Origin of the sequence: Spirillospora sp. NPDC052269 (assembly GCF_040679435.1) — a bacterium.
Taxonomy (GTDB): domain Bacteria; phylum Actinomycetota; class Actinomycetes; order Streptosporangiales; family Streptosporangiaceae; genus Spirillospora.
On sequence record NZ_JBFAUU010000021.1, the window covers coordinates 174,571 to 193,754 of the forward strand.

18 protein-coding genes are annotated in these 19,184 nt (G+C 69.6%); 6 read left to right on the top strand and 12 right to left on the bottom strand.

The features are described from left to right. The 3 genes from AB0L06_RS36190 to AB0L06_RS36200 all read right to left on the bottom strand — a co-directional run bounded on the left by AB0L06_RS36190 (position 1) and on the right by AB0L06_RS36200 (position 3,479). Positions 1–1,887 carry a thiamine pyrophosphate-dependent enzyme gene (locus tag AB0L06_RS36190; protein ID WP_500235696.1) on the bottom strand — a complete coding sequence of 629 codons (1,887 nt, stop codon included), beginning with the start codon at positions 1,885–1,887 and terminating at the stop codon, positions 1–3. A gap of 758 nt (positions 1,888–2,645) precedes the next feature. Beyond that, a complete protein-coding gene (locus AB0L06_RS36195) occupies positions 2,646–3,164 on the bottom strand; it encodes a hypothetical protein (protein ID WP_500235697.1) in 519 nt (172 codons plus the stop codon). A gap of 90 nt (positions 3,165–3,254) precedes the next feature. After that, entirely contained in the window at positions 3,255–3,479 is a 225-nt protein-coding gene (locus tag AB0L06_RS36200; RefSeq protein WP_500235698.1) for a hypothetical protein, read from the bottom strand. 633 nt (positions 3,480–4,112) lie between these two features. Between AB0L06_RS36200 and AB0L06_RS36205 the strand changes: the two genes are divergently transcribed. From AB0L06_RS36205 to AB0L06_RS36215, 3 genes are all read left to right on the top strand, one after another. Beyond that, a complete protein-coding gene (locus AB0L06_RS36205) occupies positions 4,113–4,388 on the top strand; it encodes a hypothetical protein (protein WP_500235699.1) in 276 nt (91 codons plus the stop codon). Positions 4,389–5,024: 636 nt separating this feature from the next. Then, the gene (locus tag AB0L06_RS36210; protein WP_500235700.1) at positions 5,025–5,624 is read left to right on the top strand and encodes a DUF5317 family protein; all 600 of its coding nucleotides are present in this window, start codon (positions 5,025–5,027) and stop codon (positions 5,622–5,624) included. A 161-nt stretch (positions 5,625–5,785) separates the two neighbouring features. Further along, positions 5,786–6,766, top strand: coding sequence for a LuxR C-terminal-related transcriptional regulator (locus AB0L06_RS36215; protein WP_500235701.1), 981 nt, complete (start codon positions 5,786–5,788; stop codon positions 6,764–6,766). Between the two features lie 149 nt (positions 6,767–6,915). Here the strand turns inward: AB0L06_RS36215 and AB0L06_RS36220 are convergent, their stop codons facing one another. Beyond that, positions 6,916–7,050, bottom strand: a complete 135-nt coding sequence (locus AB0L06_RS36220; RefSeq protein ID WP_500235702.1) for a hypothetical protein — start codon at positions 7,048–7,050, stop codon at positions 6,916–6,918. Between the two features lie 168 nt (positions 7,051–7,218). After that, positions 7,219–7,650, bottom strand: a complete 432-nt coding sequence (locus tag AB0L06_RS36225; protein ID WP_500235703.1) for a peptidase inhibitor family I36 protein — start codon at positions 7,648–7,650, stop codon at positions 7,219–7,221. Between the two features lie 147 nt (positions 7,651–7,797). Between AB0L06_RS36225 and AB0L06_RS36230 the strand changes: the two genes are divergently transcribed. Next, on the top strand, positions 7,798–8,745 hold the full coding sequence (locus AB0L06_RS36230) for an aldo/keto reductase (RefSeq protein ID WP_500235704.1): 948 nt from the start codon (positions 7,798–7,800) through the stop codon (positions 8,743–8,745). 39 nt (positions 8,746–8,784) lie between these two features. On the opposite strand, the gene AB0L06_RS36235 is transcribed toward AB0L06_RS36230, so the two are convergent. Then, positions 8,785–9,168 carry a VOC family protein gene (locus AB0L06_RS36235; protein ID WP_500235705.1) on the bottom strand — a complete coding sequence of 128 codons (384 nt, stop codon included), beginning with the start codon at positions 9,166–9,168 and terminating at the stop codon, positions 8,785–8,787. A 119-nt stretch (positions 9,169–9,287) separates the two neighbouring features. Next, positions 9,288–9,779, bottom strand: a complete 492-nt coding sequence (locus AB0L06_RS36240) for a hypothetical protein (RefSeq protein ID WP_500235706.1) — start codon at positions 9,777–9,779, stop codon at positions 9,288–9,290. Between the two features lie 701 nt (positions 9,780–10,480). Between AB0L06_RS36240 and AB0L06_RS36245 the strand changes: the two genes are divergently transcribed. Continuing rightward, positions 10,481–13,288, top strand: coding sequence for a tetratricopeptide repeat protein (locus AB0L06_RS36245; protein WP_500235707.1), 2,808 nt, complete (start codon positions 10,481–10,483; stop codon positions 13,286–13,288). 214 nt (positions 13,289–13,502) lie between these two features. Here the strand turns inward: AB0L06_RS36245 and AB0L06_RS36250 are convergent, their stop codons facing one another. The 5 genes from AB0L06_RS36250 to AB0L06_RS36270 all read right to left on the bottom strand — a co-directional run bounded on the left by AB0L06_RS36250 (position 13,503) and on the right by AB0L06_RS36270 (position 17,230). Beyond that, on the bottom strand, positions 13,503–13,916 hold the full coding sequence (locus AB0L06_RS36250; protein ID WP_500235708.1) for a hypothetical protein: 414 nt from the start codon (positions 13,914–13,916) through the stop codon (positions 13,503–13,505). 263 nt (positions 13,917–14,179) lie between these two features. Then, positions 14,180–15,442 (bottom strand): PQQ-binding-like beta-propeller repeat protein, encoded by a 1,263-nt coding sequence (locus AB0L06_RS36255; protein ID WP_500235709.1) that lies wholly within the window; start codon positions 15,440–15,442, stop codon positions 14,180–14,182. Positions 15,443–15,635: 193 nt separating this feature from the next. Next, entirely contained in the window at positions 15,636–16,481 is an 846-nt protein-coding gene (locus AB0L06_RS36260; protein ID WP_500235710.1) for a DUF1963 domain-containing protein, read from the bottom strand. Positions 16,482–16,583: 102 nt separating this feature from the next. Further along, entirely contained in the window at positions 16,584–17,009 is a 426-nt protein-coding gene (locus AB0L06_RS36265) for a hypothetical protein (RefSeq protein ID WP_500235711.1), read from the bottom strand. 83 nt (positions 17,010–17,092) lie between these two features. Then, complete coding sequence (locus tag AB0L06_RS36270; RefSeq protein WP_500235713.1) at positions 17,093–17,230, bottom strand: hypothetical protein; 138 nt, start codon at positions 17,228–17,230, stop codon at positions 17,093–17,095. Positions 17,231–18,318: 1,088 nt separating this feature from the next. On the opposite strand from AB0L06_RS36270, the gene AB0L06_RS36275 reads away from it, so the two are divergent. Next, positions 18,319–19,184, top strand: an 866-nt coding sequence (locus tag AB0L06_RS36275; protein WP_500235714.1) for an AfsR/SARP family transcriptional regulator, incomplete at its 3' end; no start/stop codon positions are given.

Genomic DNA, 19,184 nt, shown 5'->3' on the forward strand with positions numbered 1-19,184 from the left:
TCAGAGTCCAATCTCGTGTCGAAGCCGCTGGGTGTCCTCCACCGAGTTGCCGACGTTCCAGCGGCCGTACGAGGGGAGTCCTCCGGCCGGGTCGTCCCCGAAGTAGACGGGGACGTGAATCAGCGACAGCCCGTCCTGCGCCCGCGCCTTCTCCAGCGCCTCGCGCAGGGACTCGCGGCTGTGGCCGCCGTGGAGCGCGGTGACGCCCTCCACCGATCCGGCCCAGGCGACGTAGTCGACCGCGACCCCGTCGGACGTGGCGTGGTCGACGCCGTACTGGTCGATCTGCAGGCTCGAGATGGCCGCCATCCGGCGGTTGTCGAGGACCACGACGCAGCCCTTGGCGCCGTGCGCCACCCCGTCGATCAGCACCTGCGGGTTCATGGTGAAGGAGCCGTCACCGGTCACCGCGACGCCGTACCAGTCCTCGTCGCCGATCGCGGTCGCGAGGACGGCGCTGGTCGCGAAGCCCATGTAGCTGGCGCCCGCCTCGGTGAAGGACTGGCCCGGCTCCTCCTCGGCCGACATCTGGAAGCCGACGGCCTGGACGTCCCCGGCGTCGAAGAAGGTCACCGCGTCGGCGCTCTCCGCCCATTCGGTGATGGTCTGGATCGCGGCCGGCTGCGTCAGCACCTCGCGCTCCCACACCGGGTCGTGGAGCGTCGGCCGGTCGAGCCTGTCCTGCTTGATCCGCTCCCACGCGCGCCGGGCGTCCTGGCACTCGGAGAGCCAGGTGGACGCCTCGACTCCCCCACCGGACTCGGCCAGCTCGGCCCGGACGGCCTCGACGAGCGCGCCCAGCGTCTCCTGGGCGTCCCCGACCAGCGCCGTCGTCTCGTTGTAGTGCGTCGCGGCGTCGAGGTCGGCGTTGATGTTCACCACGTGCCGGACGCGCGGGTACCCGGTGCGGGACGAGTCGGCCTGGCAGACCGAGCGGGTCCCGACGGCGAGCAGCAGGTCGCCGTTCTCCATGGCGAAGTTGCCGCTGAGCGAGCCCTTGGAGCCGCCCACCATCATCTGGCGCGGATGGCTCGCGGGTACGACGCCGAGGCTGACGGGCGACATGACGAAGACGGCGTCGACCAGGTCGGCGAGCTCCTCCAGCTCACGGCGGGAGCCTCGGGCGCCGCCGCCGACCTTCACCACGACCCGCTCGGCGTCCAGCAGCCTGCGCGCGGTCGCCCGGTAGTCGGCCGCGGCGGCGCCCAGCCGCGGCGGGACTCCGGTCGGCAGCTCGCGGAGGTTGAAGTCGTCGATGACCTGCGGCTGGGTGTTCAGCGGAAGCAGCAGGTAGAACGGGCCCGGCCGGTAGGGGTGGTCGACGGTGTTCAGGCCGCGGCGCAGCGCGGTGGGCAGGGCGCGCGGGGTGTGCAGCGAGTACGCCGGGCCCATGGCGGAGGTGAGACGCAGGAACAGTCCCTGTTCCGGCCTCGGGATCTGCTGCATGTTGGGGCCCTCGTCCTCGGTGGTCTCGTCCCCGTAGAGATGCCAGACCCCCAGGCCGTCACTGCTGGCGACCAGCGACCCGGCCATCGCCTGCAGCGCGCCGGGCCCGATCGAGGTGACCACCGCCGCCTTCTCGCCCGTGACCCACCGCAGCGCCGCGGCGGCGTGCGAGGCCTCGGTCTCGTGCCGCACCGCGTAGGTCCTGACCAACCCGGCGTCCTCGTAGACGCGCAGCACCTCGGCCAGCTCGGTGGACCCGTGACCGAACACGACCACGAACTTGCGGACGTGCTGCCGGAGCAGTCCGAGGACCAGCGCCTCGGACAGTGTGAGGCTCACCCGCGCCGGGATCGCCCCGCTGTCGAGGGCCTGCTCCACGCCGCCGGCTTCGGCGATGCTGCGGGCACGTTCGGTCCGTTCTTCGGTGAGGTCAAGTTCCATCGATAGGTCCCCGTGGGTCGTTGAGCTGCGGTGATGGGTGAAGCTACAACAGCGATGTCATATGCACAACACCTCGCCACGGATTTCCCCGCACTTCCTCAGCCATCCGGCCGACCCGTTGTCTATATGGCAACAAAGCGCTTACTGTCCCCTCTCCCGAGGACGTTGCCCCAGTACCCGGCACTCCGCCGAAGACAACAAGATCACCTTCTGGGACAACGCCACAGGCAGCCCCGCCGCGCGGACGCGGGCCCCCAACCCGCAGGCCAGGGCCCACCGACACCCCAGGGCCCGACAGTCGCAAACCCGAAGAGCGCAGATCCGCGAACTCAGCACCGCGTGCACGAGCGCTCATCAAGAGCCTCGATGGGGAAACTCAGGCTCGCCGAGACCTCATCGATCGACCCGCCCGAAGAAGGGAAGAGAATGGTCCGGCACCGGCCGAGGCGCCTTCCGCACACACACAAGTTCGCCCGCATCGGGGCGTCATTCAGAAAGAAACAGGCGCGGCTACGCCATCACCCGTTCTCGCGTTCTCCAGCGAACCCCGGGATCACCGGTCACGCGAAAGGAGCCCCCGCACACCGCCTGGGGCGACGGACTCGCGGCGAACACACACCGACCGCAAGCGGCCCGCATGCGGCGGGTGCGCTCCTCGGCCGTTCCGGGCAGGTCGGAGAGCCATTCGAAGCGGAGGGAGCCGAGGCGCTCATGGTGCTTGCGGATTTACCCGTCGAACAACGTGGAGGATGCGACGCTCACCGCTGCCGGTCGATGAATTCCACCGTGGCCGGATCCATCCTCATCCGCCGCACAAGACGCCCCTCCACCTCGAACGGGAACCTGAAGAACCCATGCCTGGCACAGGGCGGCGCGTCACGAGGCAGCTGCCGGTGGCCCAGGTGAACGTCGACCGACGTGTCTTCGATCCGACGACGGCCGGGCCACCAGAACTTGAAGACGATGTCGCCGCACACATAGGCGCCGCAACGGCAGTCCGGATAGGAAGCCATCAAGTCGCGGAGGGCCACCTCGGCCTGGCTCGGCCCGGCGCGCTCCTCCGGGTACGGGTTATAGGTGTGTACGGATCCGACGGGGGGTCCGACGCGCAGCCGCCCCCCGTCGTCGATGGAAACCCAGCTGCTCCTCACCCCCGGCGACCCGATGATCCGGCCCTCGTAGTAGCGGTGGACAGCGCGAAGAGTCCGAAGATAGTCGTCGAGGACCTCGGGCGGCAGTCTCCGGAAGATGTCCTCCCACCACTCCGAATGGCCCATGGTTCAAAACCATGACGGACGCTCCGTACCGAGTCAACTACAAATCCAGCGCCCAGTGTCTGCTCGATGGGATCGCCCACGAAGCCGTGGTCATCGCCATGAGCCGCCGCCGAGCCCGCGGACCACATCAGCCCCGAACATCCTGATCGCTTTGTTCACGCGTCCCGGCAAACGCGTGGACGGGCCGGAATCCTCCACGGGAGCCGCCGCAGCGGTGTTGGAGATATGCCCCACCTGCAACTGCAGCAACTCGTGCAGGATGCGGAAGTCGTAGAATTGAAGATCCAGCCGTCCACTACGGTCGGCCGGCGTCACACGGGGCGTTATCCGGCCCCGGTGCGCCAAGAACTCCCAGCCCAAGCAATGAACGGCGCAACACGAACCACCCGACACATCCCGTGCGACGCCCGCCGTGCACCCGAACTGCCGGTGACGTCACGCCGGCGCCGCCCCGACCATTAATCGGCGGTGGATGGCGCATCGTGGCGACCTGGACGACCGAGCCTGAGTGCAGCGGACTCTGGACCGACGCGCTGTGCGCGCTCTATACGCGATAGGCGAATCATCTGCGCACGCCTTGCGGGCTCTGACCTGCCTTTATGCCCTACTCCACTGCGATCGCGAGACCTCGGGCGCCGGTCCGCCGCAGCTTGGCGGGGCTGGCAGCAAGGTGCCAGGGCGGTTGGTGCCAGCGGTTACCCCTTCCGGGCGACGCGGGTGGCGGCAAGACTCTGAACCAGCGGGCAAACACCGGGCCTTAGGGCCGCTGACCAGCCCGAACACGAACAGGAAGGTGTGATCATGATGTACCGAATCCGCACCCTCGGCCGTCACGTCATGCCGACCGTTCCCGCCGAGACGCTCGCGATGACCACGCGCGGCGGATTCGGCTGGGGCAAGTAGGTGGAGATGGCCCAGGCGCGCTTGGGGCACGCGTTCGCTGAGGCGATGTCGCTCAAGCCGCTCGACATCCCCACGCTCGTCCCAGCCCTCGTCGACGGGCTCTGGAGCGTCGCCGCTCCGGCCGACCGGCTCGAACACATCCACTGCCGCTCCGGGCCGACCGGCGTCGACCTGACCTTCTTCTTCCTCCCCGCCCCCGAGCCCTGTCAGCACCGAGCGACCCGCATCTGCCGCGCCGTGATCGCCACCCTGGCCCCGTTCCACACCTGGTGCATCAACCCGCCGCCAGACGGAGTCCCCGGCCATCCCAGCCTCAACTGACCCGACCTCCAGGAGAACCTCATGCTCAAGTTCCGCCTGTACGGCGCTCTGCTCACCGTCGCCACGCTGGCCACCGTCATCTACACCATCGGCGCTCCGGACTGGTCCGGCGGCTGAGCCACGCCTCCCTTTCCCAAGCCAAGCCCCAAAATCTCGACTCGAAAGGTTCTCGCCATGCCCAAGTTCCGCCTGTACAGCGCTCTGCTCACCGTCGCAACGCTGGCCACCGTTCTCTACACCATCGGCGCTCCGGACTGGTTCGGCTACTGACCCAGCCAGCCCCAACCAAAAGACTCACATCTCGCTTCGAGGGAGTTCTCCATGCTCAAGCACCGCGTCCTGCCCGCACTGTTCACCGCCGCGACCCTGGTGACCGTCCTCTACACCTTCGGCGCCCCAGAAGTCACCGGCGGCTGAACACGCCTCCCCTCCCCGAACCAAGTACCCAGGTCTCGACTCGAAAGGGTTCTCGCCATTCTGAAGTTCCGCCTCTACGGCGCACTGCTCACCGTCGCGACGCTGGTCACCATCTTCTACACCGTCGGCGCTCCTGATTTCGGGGGCGGCTGAGCGGAGGTCCGACGCGGCAAGCCAGAGGCTGGCCGGGTTCAGCCGAGCGGACGAGGAGGAGTGCTGATGTTTCTGTTTGTTGTCGCTCTGCCGGTGCTGGTCGGGCTGGCGGCCGGGTATCTGACCGGCGGTGCGGTCACGCGCCTTGCCGGGTTGCGGTTGAGGGCGCTGTGGCTGCCCTGGGTCGCGGCGCTGGTGCAGCTCGCGCAGTACCGGGCGGTGACGCTGCGGCATCTGCTGCAGGACCGCCTGCACGTGCCGATGCTGGCGCTGGTGTTCGCGCTGATGTGCCTGTGGGTGGCGGTCAACCTGCCCCGCCGGACCCGCGCGATCAAGACAGCCGGCGTCCTGCTGCTGGGAGGGGCCGCCCTCAACGGAGTCGCCATCGCCCTCAACGGGCGCATGCCCTACTCCCGCACGGCCGCCGTCGCCGCCGGACAACACCCCGGGCACCTGCTCAGCGGCCCCAAGAACATGCCCGCCGGTACCTCCACTCACCTGGCCTGGCTCGGCGACATCATCCCTCTTCCGCCGCTGCACGCCGTCGCCAGCATCGGCGATGTGCTCCTACTCGCCGGGGTCGCCACAGTTCTGGTCGCCGGTATGCACCTGCGGCCCACGCCGCACCGCGCTCAGCACGCCGGCCCCGAGCCCACCCCTGCCTGACCCGACTCCTCCCCAAGGAATCCCCCCAAACCATATGTTAATGGACCAAAGCCGGACACGCGGTTCGTCTGGACCAGGTGCATGACCTACCGCATGATCTGCCTAGGCCGCACGGTCCAGGCAGTCTCGGACCAGGCCACGGGGACAAGGGGGCGGGGCCGTTGCTGGAAGCACTCGGGTTGGACTCTGCGGCCGAATCGGTCTACCGGGCGATGCTGACCCACCCCGACCTCGGGGTCACCGCACTGGCCGGACAACTGGACCTGTCCGAGGGACAGGTGCGCGCCGGTCTGGACCGACTGGCCGAACTGGCGCTGCTGCGCCCCTCCCGCGAGCAGCACGGCCAAGTGCAGGCGGTCCATCCCGAACTCGGGCTGGCCGCCCTGGTCCGCCGGCAACAGTCCGACCTACTGCGTCGCCAGCAGGAGGTCCTGGCCAGCCAGGACGCGTTGACCGAGCTCATCGCGGCCCACCGCGCCACCTCCCGCACCGCCTCGGACGCGGCGATGCGGCAGCTGATCGGCCTGGACGCCGTCCAGTCCCGTCTGGAGGCCCTTGCGCAGCAGGCCACCACCGAATGCCTGTCGATCATGCCCGGCGGCGCGCAGTCCGCCGACACCCTGGACGGCAGCCGCGAGCTGGACCGCCACGCCCTCCAGCGCGGCGTGGCGATCAGGACCCTCTACCAGGACAGCGTCCGCAACGACACCGCCACCCGCTCCTACGCCCGCTGGCTCACCGACCTCGGCGGCCAGGTCCGCACCCATCCGCTGCTGCCGGTGCGGATGGTGCTGGTCGACCGGCAGACCGCGCTGATCCCGCTGCGTCCCGACGACTCCAGCCAGGGCGCCCTGAACGTCACCGCGCCCAGCATCGTCGCCGCGCTCGTCGCCCTGTTCCACCACATCTGGGACACCGCCACCCCCCTCAACGACCCCCGGCCGGCCGACACTCCTCTCACCGGCCAGGAACACCAGCTCCTGCGTCTTCTCGCCCGTGGCCTCACCGACGAGGCAGCCGCCAACCGCCTGGCCGTGTCACTGCGCACCGTCCGCCGCATGACCGCCCACCTCATGGCCATCATGGACGCGCAAAGCCGCTTCGAGGCAGGCGTGAAGGCCACCAAACTCGGCTGGCTCTGACAACACCCGTCGCCGTCAGCCGGCGGCCGTGGCGCGCCCGACCAGCGTTGCGAGAGTCCTCATGCAGTCGGTGGGCACCGCGGCCACGACTCGGGTCGCGGCGAGTCTTCCCCGCCACGAGCGGTGGAGGACGGGGCTGGATCAGGGCCTTAGTGGGGGCCGCCTCGGTGGTGGCGGCGGACCAGGATGATCCGCAGGGCGATGAGTATCGCCACCACCACGATCAGGCCGATCACGATCACGCCCCAGTGGCCGGCGCCAAGGTAGTACGGCCGGCTGCTCATCATGGCATCCAGAACGAATGGCATCATTCCCCCTGGACCTGGCCTACCCCGCGGCGTCCGCGCCCATTCCGGCCCGGAGTTCATGCGGATTTGGGGCATACTTTTCGCGGCGGAGGGAGTAGGGCCATCGGCTTCCGGCGGGCCGGCGGACGCGGCTCGCGGGACGTCTCAGCAGCGGCCGAAGAAGGCGGGGCGCAGCGAGCTGACCTGGTAGCCGAACCGGCCGGTTTCGCCCTTCGCGCCGGCCAAGGGCTCGTGGGGGTACTTGTGCTGCTCACCCCCGAAGCGGGCCTCGGAGTACATGCACCAGGTCTTGCCGGTGCGGTTCCAGAAGGACATGGCGTGGTCGTTGAGTCCGCCGCCGAGTTCGCCGAGGTCGCGCGCGACCTTGGCGAACGAGCCGCGTGAACCGTGACCGTTGGGGAGACGCCAGACGCACATCCGCCCCTGCGGGCACTCGTCCCAGGAGCGGACGACCGTCGGCGCGGACGCCCCCTCCAGGCCGGACGGCGTGCTCGCCGAGGCCGTGGAGGTGGCGTGCACGAGCACCGTCCCGGCGGTCAGGGTCAGGGCTGCCGTGGTCAGTCGGATCGACCGCATCGGAATCGCCTTTCGCAGCGTTGCGCGTCAACGTGACCACTCATCGTAGTCACAGCAGGCAGGCCGGCCACGTCCGCCGCTCGTGGCGGTTGACCTGGAGCGCACTCCAGGCATCAGACTTCTGCCCGTCTCGATCAAGGAGGGGCCATGACAGACCTGAACCTCGCTCTCGGCGCGATGAAGTTCGGCAGTGAGACGGACGAGCGGACCTCGCTTGAGATCCTGGACCGCTTCGTCGACGCGGGCGGCACGCTCATCGACACCGCGAACTGCTACTCGTTCTGGTCGAATCCGGAGGCCGAGGGCGGGCACAGCGAGCGGGTGATCGGGGCGTGGCTGGCCAAGCGCCCGGGGGTGCGCGACCGGGTCCGGATCTCCACCAAGCTGGGCGCCCAGCCGGTCGGGGGCGGCGAGTGGCCCGGCAATCGCGAGGGCCTGTCGGCTCCGGCGATCGAGTCGGCGGTGGAAGGCAGCCTGAAGCGCCTGGGGACCGACCACATCGACCTGCTGTGGACGCACATGGAGGACCGGTCGGTGCCGGTGGAGGAGACCGCCGGGGCGCTGGCGAAGCTCGTCGACTCCTCGACCGTCGGACGCCTCGGAGCGTCCAACCACGCCCTGTGGCGTGTGGAACGCGCCCGCCGCATCGCCGAGGCCAACGGCTGGACGGGCTACACCGCCCTGCAGCTGCGGCACTCGTATCTCAAGCCGCGTCCCGGTGCGCCGGTCCCCGACCACAACCACCGTTTCGGCTGGGTGACCGACGAGACCCTGGACTACGTGGAGTCCGAGGGTGACCTGACCGTGTGGGTCTACACGTCGCTGCTGAGCGGCGCCTACGCCCGGGACGACCGTCCGCTGTTCGAGGCGTACGACCACCCGGGCACCACCCGTCGGCTGGCGGCGCTGGCGAAGGCCGCCAACGAGCTGGGCGTCACCCGCAACCAGGTCGTCCTCGCCTGGCTGACGGGCGGCACCCCGCCCATCACGCCGATCGTCGGCGTCAGCAGTCTCGCCCAGTTGGACGAGGCCGTCGCCGGCGCAGCCCTCGTCCTCCCCGCGGAGCTGCGCGCCGAGCTCGACGCCGCCGTCTGAATCCGGCGGCCCCATGCCTTGGCCGGTGGCTCGTGATCCTCAGCGCCCACCGGTCAGATAGTCGGCGCGTCCCTCGTCGTCGACCTCGAACGAACCCTTGGGGATGACGCAGAACTCGTTCCCCTCGGGGTCGGCCATGACGAGGAACCCTCCAGGGCCGTATTCGGTCAGGCGCCGTCCGCCCAACGCCTCGACCCTGGCCTGTTCGGCGGCCGGGTCCGCCGACTCCAGGTCCAGGTGCAGCCGGTTCTTGCCGGTCTTCGCGTGTTCGGTGCGCTGGATTCCCACGCCCAGCCCGTTCCTGCGTTCGAGCCACACGTAGGGACCGACGCGTCCGACCACCGGACGGCCGAGAAGCTCGCTCCAGAAGGCCGCCAGCCGCTCCGGGTCCACGGCGTCCACGATCACGCACTTGATGTCCATGCCCACTGATCTGCCCGCGACCGCCCGCCCCAGACGGCGACCCGATCAACGGCCGGATCCGGACCACCACCCCGCCACTGGACGCGGCCCAGCGCCCGAGGTGCCCGTTGTGGGGCGATCTAGCGCCACCTGCTGTCGCAGGTGCGGTGGCCGCTGCCCAGCTTGCAGACCTGCATCGTGAAGTCCTTCACCTTGCGCCCTTGCCCGTACGACCAGTTGTGCTTGGGGGACGTCCAAACGGCCGTGTGGCCCTTGGACGTGAGGATGTACCCGGTGACCGTCTGCCACCTGTATCCGTAGTAGTAGCGGAACTGGATCCGGAACGCCGCGTAGCGGCCATCACTCGCACTGTCCCTCACCTGGATGCTGCGGGCGCTGAGCGTTTTGCCGGTCCAGCACAGCGTTCCCCAGGCGCTTGCCCCCGAGATGGAACTGGACGCCCAGCGGCAACCGGAGGCCGCCTTGGCCACTCCCCGGGCGTCCGCCCGGACGGTCGGCGCATGGCCCGGCGCCGCGCCGGCGGCCGGGGCACCGGCGATCATCGTCCCCAACGACACCCCGGCCAGGATGGCGGCCGCCCCTGTGACTCGCTTGCCTCGTGAGTGCATCATGCTCCCCGTTCACTCGGTTCGGGTCGGTCGACCCGGCAGGTGAAGGGAGCATGGACGACCACCGGCACAAGCAGAAGCCCTTTTCGGCACAATGAAAACACTTGCGACAGAGGCGAACGCCGGGGCACCGCCAGTACACCTCGCCGGACTCACGGATCCAGGCCCCGCACAAGGCTGCTCCTTGTCGCCACTGGCCGGTCCCGTCCTCTTCGACTTCCGGGGCGGCGGCCTTGGACATGGCCGCTCGCCGACCGCTCTTCGGCGGCCGCGTGGCCGGTCTCGGCCGTGAGGCGATGCTTCGTCGGCGAGACCCTTGCGCCACTGTGGACGACCCGTTTCCCGCACGGCTCATCCGGGACGTCTCCGAGAGCACGCTGCGCAGCAGGGGCCGTGTTTTCGGGTGGACCGACCTCGGCCTGGGCCGAGGCGGACGGGCCCCGTGCTGCAGAAGTCCATCGGTGCCGTGACGCGAGGAAATGGTTAGCGGCGGGTCAGCGGGTCAGCCGGAATCGTCGGCGTGAGGCGCCCGTTGGCCGTTCCCGCTCCGGAGCGTAGGGGCATTGGGGGCTTCTGTTACCGATTCGCCTGTGTAGCGGGAACGGGCGAGCGTTGAACGGCTCGATTCGGCGGGAGGAGAGTGCGTTCACATCCGGCCCGCAGGGGGCCGGGACGCCCGGGAGGGGCTGGTCGGCGTGGGGTTCATGCGGATCAAGAACACGGGTTTCAGCACGGCCATGGCCTACCCGTCGGACATACCCACCTGGTGGGGAGCGATGTTCATGCGCGGCGACCAGTTCGTGCTGGCCGACTCGGCCGGGATCGCGAACGGGGGCCAGCTGCGCTACAGCGGGTCGATCGACGGGAACACCTGGGTGGGCTTCGGCCGGAATCCGCTGCCCGAGCCGTACCGCAGCGCCTGTGAGGGAGGACTGATACTGCCGAACATGCCGGGGAACGGCTGGACGCAGATGCTGCTGTTCAAGGGGGACCGCGCGTACTGGTACCAGCAGGGGGCCGGGAAGTTCAGCGAGGGACCGGTGACGGATCTGTCCCGAGGCGGTCCCACCTGGGGCGCGATGCTGCCGCAGTACTACCTCGACCAGGTCGACGCGCTGCTCATGGACTCCTGCCGGGAGGGCTCGGACTGGCTGACCTACGTGTTCAAGGGCGACCGCGTCGCCACCCTCGACTGGGTGAACGGGTGCACCCGCGACTGCACGATCCTCGAGGGCGCGCAGCCGACGCCGGGCTGGGGGATGCTGGCTCCGGAGTGGAGCTCGGACTTCGACCACGTGCTGATGCTGCCGACCGCCAAGGGGGGCGCGAAGCGGAGCCTGCTGGTCAAGGGGGCGAACGGCTGCGTGTTCAACTGGAACACCGGGCCGGAGACGACCGGACCGCTGGCCACGCTCATGCCTCAGCTGGCTCCGCTGCCCGCCCCGTTCACCACGCAGTACCGGCCGGTCAGCGGCCGCTGGACGGTCGACACCCCCACGTACTCGTTCGTCGTGCGGGTCGACCTGGACGGCGCCTCCCCCACCTGCACCCTGAGCGGTGACATCTTCTCGATCAACGGCGGGACGCAGAGCTACTTCTCGTCCTTCAAGGGCAAGGCGTCCGTCGCCGCCTCGGCCGCCGAACTGGTGGCCGCCTGCACGCCCACCTGGACCAACACGTCCACGGCCACCGGTGTCAAGGTCGTCGTCCCGCGCACGGCGGCGGGCGGGAGCGCACCCACCGCGCGGGTGGAGATGCCCCTCAGCACGGGTGGCGCCTACTCCAGCGACCTCGCGTTCCAGTCGCCTTATTTCCGGACGATCGAGCTGGAGACCGACGCCGTGGTCGGCAAGCCGGTCTTCTCGTCCTACGACACCTCGACCGCCCCGGTCCCGCCCGGGTACCGCAACCGGATCATGACGGTCGCCTCGGCCTACGCCGACGCCGGAATCGAGATGTCCGCCGCCGCGGCCGCGCCCGTCCAGGTGGACGCCAGTGAGGCGGGCAGCGACCTGCTGTGGTCGTCATCGGAGCTGCACGCCGCGATGGTGGCGCACTTCGCCGGCTACGCCGACACACCGCAGTGGAAGCTCTGGGCGTTCGTGGCCGGCACCTACTTCGACACGTCGACGCAGGGGCCCGGCACCGCCGTGGGCATCATGTTCGACTCGACCGGCCGCAACCGCCAGGGGATGGCCGTCTTCTACGACAGGCAGATCGCCGGTGGCGAGCCCGGCACCCGCGAGGAGCCGCACACCTGGGTCCACGAACTCGGCCACGCGCTCAACCTCGCCCACTCCTGGGACAAGGCCAGGGTCGGCGACCCGCTCGGCCCCCGCAACGGGTACGGCGACCTGTCCTGGATGAACTACTCCCACCTGTACCAGTTCAGCGACACCGTCCAGGGATCGGCCGCCTACTGGGCACGGTTCCGGTTCGGCTTCACCGCCAACGAGCTGGTCCACCTGCGCCACGGCTTCTACAACGACGTCGTCCCCGGCGGCGCCGACTTCTTCTCCGGCTCCACGGCCAAGGACTACGGCGACACCGCTCTGGCCTCGATGAGCGAACCCGTCGTCGACCATTCCGGGCTCTCCCTCACCCTGTCGGCGCGCCCGTTCCTGTACGGGGAACCCGTGGCCGTCGAGGTCAGGCTCGCCCGTACCGAACGCGACGTCCAGGTCCATTCCGACCTGTCGCCGGCGAACGCGAACCTGAGGGTCGCCATCGTCGGGCCGTCCGGGAACACCCGCGTGTTCCGTCCGCTGGCCGGCGTCTGCGGCGGACACGACCAGACGGCGCTGACCACGCTGACCGCCGACCGCCCCGCCCTGTACGGCTCGGCCTACCTTGGCTCCGGCGCGGACGGCCAGTACTTCACCGACCCCGGCCTCTACCGGGTCCGGGCCCTCTACACCGCCCCGGACGGATCGCAGGTGGCCTCCAACACCCTGGAGGTCCGCGTTCGCCTGCCGCTGACCTCCGCCGACCAGGACGCCGGTGAACTGCTCATGGGCGGGCAGGCCGGTGTCCTGATGTCGCTGCTCGGTTCCGACTCCCCCGCCCTGCGCTCGGGCAACGACGCCCTGACCGAACTGTCCAGCCGGTTCCCCGACCACCCCCTGGCCGTCTACTCCCACCTCGCCCAGGGCGCCAACGCCGGACGCCACTACCAGAGCATCGCCGAGGGCCGCATCCGCGTCCGCCGGCCCGACACCAAGAGCGCCATCAACCAGCTGTCCTCCGCGATCGAGGCGTCCACCGGCCCGTCGGGCCTGAACAACCTCGCCCTCAACTCCACCATGCGGCGCCTGGCCCGCATCCAGGCCAAGGCCGGCGACCTGGACCTGGCCGACCGGACACTGACCCGCATGGTCGACTACTTCCGCGCCCAACACGTCCCGCCGCACGTCCTGGACGACGTCCAGTCCCAGGCCGACAGCGCCCGCCGGCGCATCATCCCCGGCCAGGCCGGCCGTCCCCGCAAGTCCAAGAACACCGGCAGCGCCTGACCGACCGCGGGCCGCCCGTTGCACCACACGGGAGGGCGGACCACCGCCTCACACGAATCCGACCGGACGCGGCCGCTGAGGCCCATGAACCTCAGCGGCCGCCGGTCAGGCAGCCGGCGCGTCCGGCCTGGACTGCGGCTTGGTCTGCCCGTTTGAAGCGGGCGACCCGACCGCCTCGGCGGCGTCGGCGAACCCGAAAGGTCCGGCCGTCGGATCAGTTCACGGTGAAGTAGATGTGGTCGGCGTGCACCTTGTTCATGGCGCGGGCCTTGGGCGTCGCGATGTAGTCACCCCACGAGACGGTGCATTTCCCTGACGCCGCCCACCCGCAGCCGTACCAGGTGGACCGGCCCTTGCCGTCGAAGCCGCGCACCTGGACGGCGTTGTACCCGTCGCCCTTGAGGCTGTGCCACGAATAGGTCACCACGGCGCCCGGGCGACCCCAGTGGCTGCAGTTCGCCTGCCCTGTGCTCCACCAGGCCTGCGCGGGCATGTTGCCGCCACATCCGGAAAGCGCGGCGTGCGCCTCGGCGTTCGAGTCAGCCGAAGCGGCCGAGGCGGACGGATCGGCGACGAATACCGTTGCGGCCCCGAAGACGATGGCCGTCGCGCTCAGACGACGTGCCATCCGAATCACCCGTGGACCAGAATTCACCGTCATCTCTCCCTCGCTCCCCCGGTTCGACGTTCGGTCATGAGGCGCTGAGTGCACGGTCACCATCGACCGGCCTCAGGGCACCACAGAGGAAGCCTTCCCATCGGCGAACCCGCGAGTCAATTACCCAAGGTAAGCAATGTGGTGCGCTTGGTGGCCAGAACGTCCTGTTGCCGTGCTATCGAAGATGGCCCCTGACCGCATCGCGGGCGGTGGGTGGACGTCGCGTCCAGGTGTCAGCCGACGCGCTTGACGGGGAAGCCGTACAACCCTCCGTCGACCAGCACCGCCGCCATGCCGCCCGCGAAGGCGGCCCTGTAGATGGGCAGGCCATCGGCCTGCACCTTGCCCGTGCGGTCGTCAAGGGCAACCATCTTCTTCGTGGACTCCTGACGTTCCAGGACCTCCAGGAACGCCATGCCTCCCCCGGCCGCCCGGGGTTGCAGGGAACGGGGCTGCTCGCGGGACTGGAACCAGCGGACCCGTCCTGTCGTGCCGTCCCAGATCATCAGGCGTTCACCGACGAGGGCGAGATGGGAGCCGGTGTCGGCGTCGGTCTGCAGGGATCCGTCCTTGAAGCCCTCCATCGAGGACGGCGGCCCTGGAATCGTCACGCGGGTCCGCACCGCGCCGGTGGCCGCGTCGAGGGCGCGAAGCTGCCCCGGCCTACCGTCCGGGAACATCTGCACGTACACCGTGGTGCCGACCGTGCCGAAATAGGAGGCCCTCGCGACCTCCCAGGACCGCGCGCCCGCCCGGTTCAGGTCGACCGCCCTGAGCCCGTGCTCCAGCGGCTGCGGCTCGGTGGTCAGCACGGCGCGGTCGCCGACGATGTCGGCGAGGCTCTCTGGCGAGACGCCGGGGATCTTCGTCTCCGCGCCGGCGGCACCGCGCCGGACCCGCATCCATGTCTTGGAAATGCTGCCGACGGGCCCCTGGTCGAGTTGGAAGGCGTGCACGTACCCGCCGCGCCATGTGGCGGACGCGCCGAACGGATCGGCGCCCGACGACGCCCACACCTGACGGCCCGTGGCGTCCCACACCAGGGTCGTCTTCTCCACGTGCTCGGCCGTCGTCCCGGACGCGGGAACCGGCCGGGGGTAACGCAGCACCGCGACCGGCGTCCCGTGGTCGTGGCCGACGGACAGGTTCAGATCGCCCTGCGAGAACTGCTCGGCCACCTGGATCGTCCGTGTCATGCGCCGTTTGCCGGTCGCCGCCTCCAAGAGCGACACCTGGAAGCCGCCCGGCTCACCGCTCAACGTGGCGAAGGCATCGCCGACCGGCACCACGGTCTCGTGGTCATCGAAAGGCGACATGTCGCTGTGCCATGCCGGCGTGGCGGCCAGTCCGGGGATCGCCGGCCCGGAGTAGGAGACGGCCGGGGCCTTCGAAGCGCTCACGCCCTTGCTCCGGTGCTCGTCAGCCCCGCCACCGCAAGCGGCAACCGGGCCGAGCGTGGCGATGAGGAGGATCGACAGCGACACGCGTCTGGTCATGCTGCCCTTCCGGGGTGAGGGTGGGCGGCAGGGCGTCCCACGTGATCACGGTTCCCCGATCACCTCGCCCCCGCACGGGTCGGGCGGACCTGGATCCTCTCTTGCATCCCCACGTGCGCGGACGCTCTGGCCGGTTCCGGCCCCACGGTCGGCGAACGTCCCCGAACCGTGGGCTCCGGGGTGGGCGCGGCGGCTACGAAGGGTCCGGGGTCGGGATGGAGCGGCTGAAGTCGCCGGCCCGCAGGGCTTCGCTGGGGATCGTCCAGTGCATGCCGCCGCCGTCGGCCCCAAGGCCCCACTCGTACGGTCCGTCCAATTGGAGCAGGTGGTGGAACTCGTGGAGTTCCTTGCCGTCCGGCAGGGGTGGCGAGTTCGACAGGACGGGCCATCCGAAGGCGATGTCGTCGGCGGTGAGCGCGCCCGGCCTCTGGTCCCAGTCGGGGAAGTCGTGTTCGAGGTACAGCCCGCACGTGATCATTTGCCTCTTCTCCTCGGCTTCGGGGCCGAGGTCGTACGGCAGGTCCAGGTCGGGGCTCTGATTGGGGAACGCGAAGCCCGGAGACACCGCCCAGGGCACCGGCTTGAAGACGCTCGCTCTCGCCGGCGGCTCCACCGGGCGGGCATGCGAGGAACGCGCCGCGATCACTCGTCCCAACTCCGGATCGGTGCCGAAGACGTCACGCTTTCCGGCCACCTGAAAGGCTTCGTCCTGGCACTGCGCGGAGCCGGTGTCCAGGTAGAAGAAGTTGAGCAGACCGGTACCGGCCGGGAACAGACCGCCGACCCATTCCTTCGGAAGGGCGTCGGTGTCGAGCACCGCCAGGAGACTGAGCGGAAAGTCGTCGCAAGTCGGCCAGGGCGTACCCGGCTCGAGCATCGGCCGGCCGCCGAACCGGCTCTCCCCGGCCGCCTCACCCGGTGCGGCGACGGTGAGGTCGAACCCGGGCCGGGCCATCTTCATGAAGTGGTGGGCGAGCTCCGCACCCAGCCGTTCGGTGCAGAACTCGTGCAGGGCGGCGAGCGTGGTCGACGGATCCATGCGAGGCATCCAAGCATCCACTGCTGACACCGAGCCGACCCGGGTGTCGTCCCTATCGTCGCCGTCCTCGGCGAATCGCCCCCGGCTTTGGCGGCGTCCGGCTCAGAGCAGTTGTGCCCGCACGAAGCCGATGAGCAGGACGGCGAAGCCTCCGATCTCGGCGACGATCAGTGCGTTCATGAATGCGGTGGTGCCACGGACCGGGTCACGAAACTGATTGTCGGTTTCGCGGCGCCGGCCATGGTAGACGTATGCGCCGATCGCACCCACGAAGAACAGCACGACCGCCCCGGCGGACAGCAGGTTCACGACGGTGTTCCAGCCGCTGAACTGGACGAACGTGGCGACCAGCAGGGTGGCGAACGAGTAGAGCAGAGCGGCACGATGCGCCATGTCCACGTATGGGTGGGCCAGGTGGTCCTCGGACCCGGCCATCTGCCTGTACTTCCACACACCCAGCGCCAGCGCCCACAGGAAGATCAGCCCAGCCGCCAGCAGGACGACTTTGGTGTCGGTACCCAGTTCCATCTTCGTTTGTCCCATGCTTCGTGTCGGAACCAGCGCTGTGTCTGGCGATGTCAGTGGGAGCGGGCCAAGAAAGTACAACAAGATCAGGAGGCCGAGCCGACCAGCAGCGGGAGCGCGCCCGCAGCCACGGGACGGGCCGGCATGCCCACGTGCGTCAGCGGGCGACGCACCGTCCGCTCAAGGTCCGCGAGCACCTCGTACAGCAGGGCACTGGCCGGCAATACCAGGGTTGCGGCGGCGTCCCGGTCGTCGTCCGCATGATGACCGGCCCGTAGACGAGCGAGCCGGTGGCGGCGATAACGGTCAGCGCTCCGAGGATTTCGATACGCCGCTGGTCGCGGTGCGGTCGGAGGGCGGCGGAGCCGGTCGCCGGGACGATGGCACCGACCGGCACGTTAATGGAGAACGCCCGTCGCAGCCGGGACCCGCAGTCAGCACCCCACCGAGCGACGCCCAGCGGCGCGGATGGGCCGAGGCCTCGGGCTTCGGCCGGCGGTGTAGGACATGCGAGGGATGAGGCATCGGACAATCTGTTTCGGCGATTGCGGGGAGGGCGATGACGTCGACACCCCGACCAGCGAAGTCATACAGGCGTGTACGCCTTTGAACCTACCGCGAGGACGCTAAGTCAAACAAGGCTGTTCGACTACCTTCTCTGCTTTGCCTATGGCGCCCCTCACCGGCCTCGGGCGGGGCCGACAAGCCGGACGCGCAGGAGGGCCAAGACGATCGCCGGCCGCGCCGGTGTCATCGAGCGCGTTTCACCGGCTGGCGGGCCGTCCGGCCAGGCTGCACACGGCCGGCGAACAGTGTCGCGTGCGGTGTCCGCCCTGTATGGGCGAGCCCGGAGATGCGACAGGCGTCGTTGGTCTGCCGGGTGCCTGTCAAGGGATTAGGGGCTGGGGCTAAACAGGCGACAGAAGATCACCCACGCCGCAGACTTCCCCTACTGCCGGTCGCTCCCCCGGCAGGTGAGAGGACGAGGCCATGCTGATCGCCGCACCTGCCCGGGCGGTCGCGGCGACACTCCGGGCACACGACTCGACCGGCTTCCGGGCCGTCGGCGCGTCCGCGCCGAGGACCACGGCCGGTCTCCGGACGACCCCCTTGCCGGCGGCAGCCGACGTGGGCCTCCATCACCTCGGCGGACGGCGTGGCGGACCGTCGACCATCACGTGTTCATCAGCGGCGACTCCGTGGGGACCAAGGTCCGACGCGATCTTGACCGGGCATGTCGGCGGCGCGACCTCGACGGTGCGGAGGCGGCGCGCCATGGACGGGAGCGGGCGGAATGAGCGACGGAAGCCAGATGCGGATTCTCCTTCTCGGGCCGATCGAGGCGTGGCGCGGCGGGGACCGGCTGCAGCTCGGCGGGGTCAAGCAGCGGACACTTCTGGCCGGACTGGCCTTACGTGCGGGCAGACCGGTCTCGTCCGACCGGATCATCACCTGGCTCTGGGGTGAGGAGCCTCCGACGACCGCCGTCCAGCAACTCCACAAGCAGATCTCGCATCTGCGCGCGCTGCTGAGGCCGGGGTCGATCGAGCGGCACGCCCAGGGCTACACCTTGCACGTCGAATCGGACGAGCTGGATCTGGCCATGATGGAGACCGCCGCGAAGGCTGGCCGTGCGCTTCTGGCCGAAGGGCGGTTCCAGGAGGCGGCCGAACGGTTCCGTGCGGCGTTGTTGACCTGGCGAGGGAGGTCGATCTCGGACGCCGCTCCGGGGCTGAGTAGCGACGGGCACTTCCTGGAGGAGCGGAGGCTGGCCGCCGCACTCGAGTGGGCCGACGCCGAGCTGATACTCGGTGGAAGCGCCGAACTGGTGGCCAGACTGCGGCTGCTGGTGGCCGAACACCCGTACCAGGAGCGGCTGTGGGCTCAGCTCATCCTCGCGTTCTACCGTGCGGGACGGGTCGCGGACGCCTTGGGTTCCTATGAGGAGTGCCGTGCCGTCCTCGCGGACGGCCTGGGCCTGGATCCGGGGGTTGAGCTGCGCAGACTCCAGCAGGCCATTCTGGAGGGCGACCCGGGTCTCGACGTGGCGACCCCCGAGCCGGAACCACCCCGGGCGCCGGCGGTGCCGCGGCCGGTGAATCTTCCGGCGGCGATCGGTGATTTCGGCGGTCGGGAGGCGCAGGTGGAGTGGGTTCGGGTGCGGTTGGCTCGCGGCGC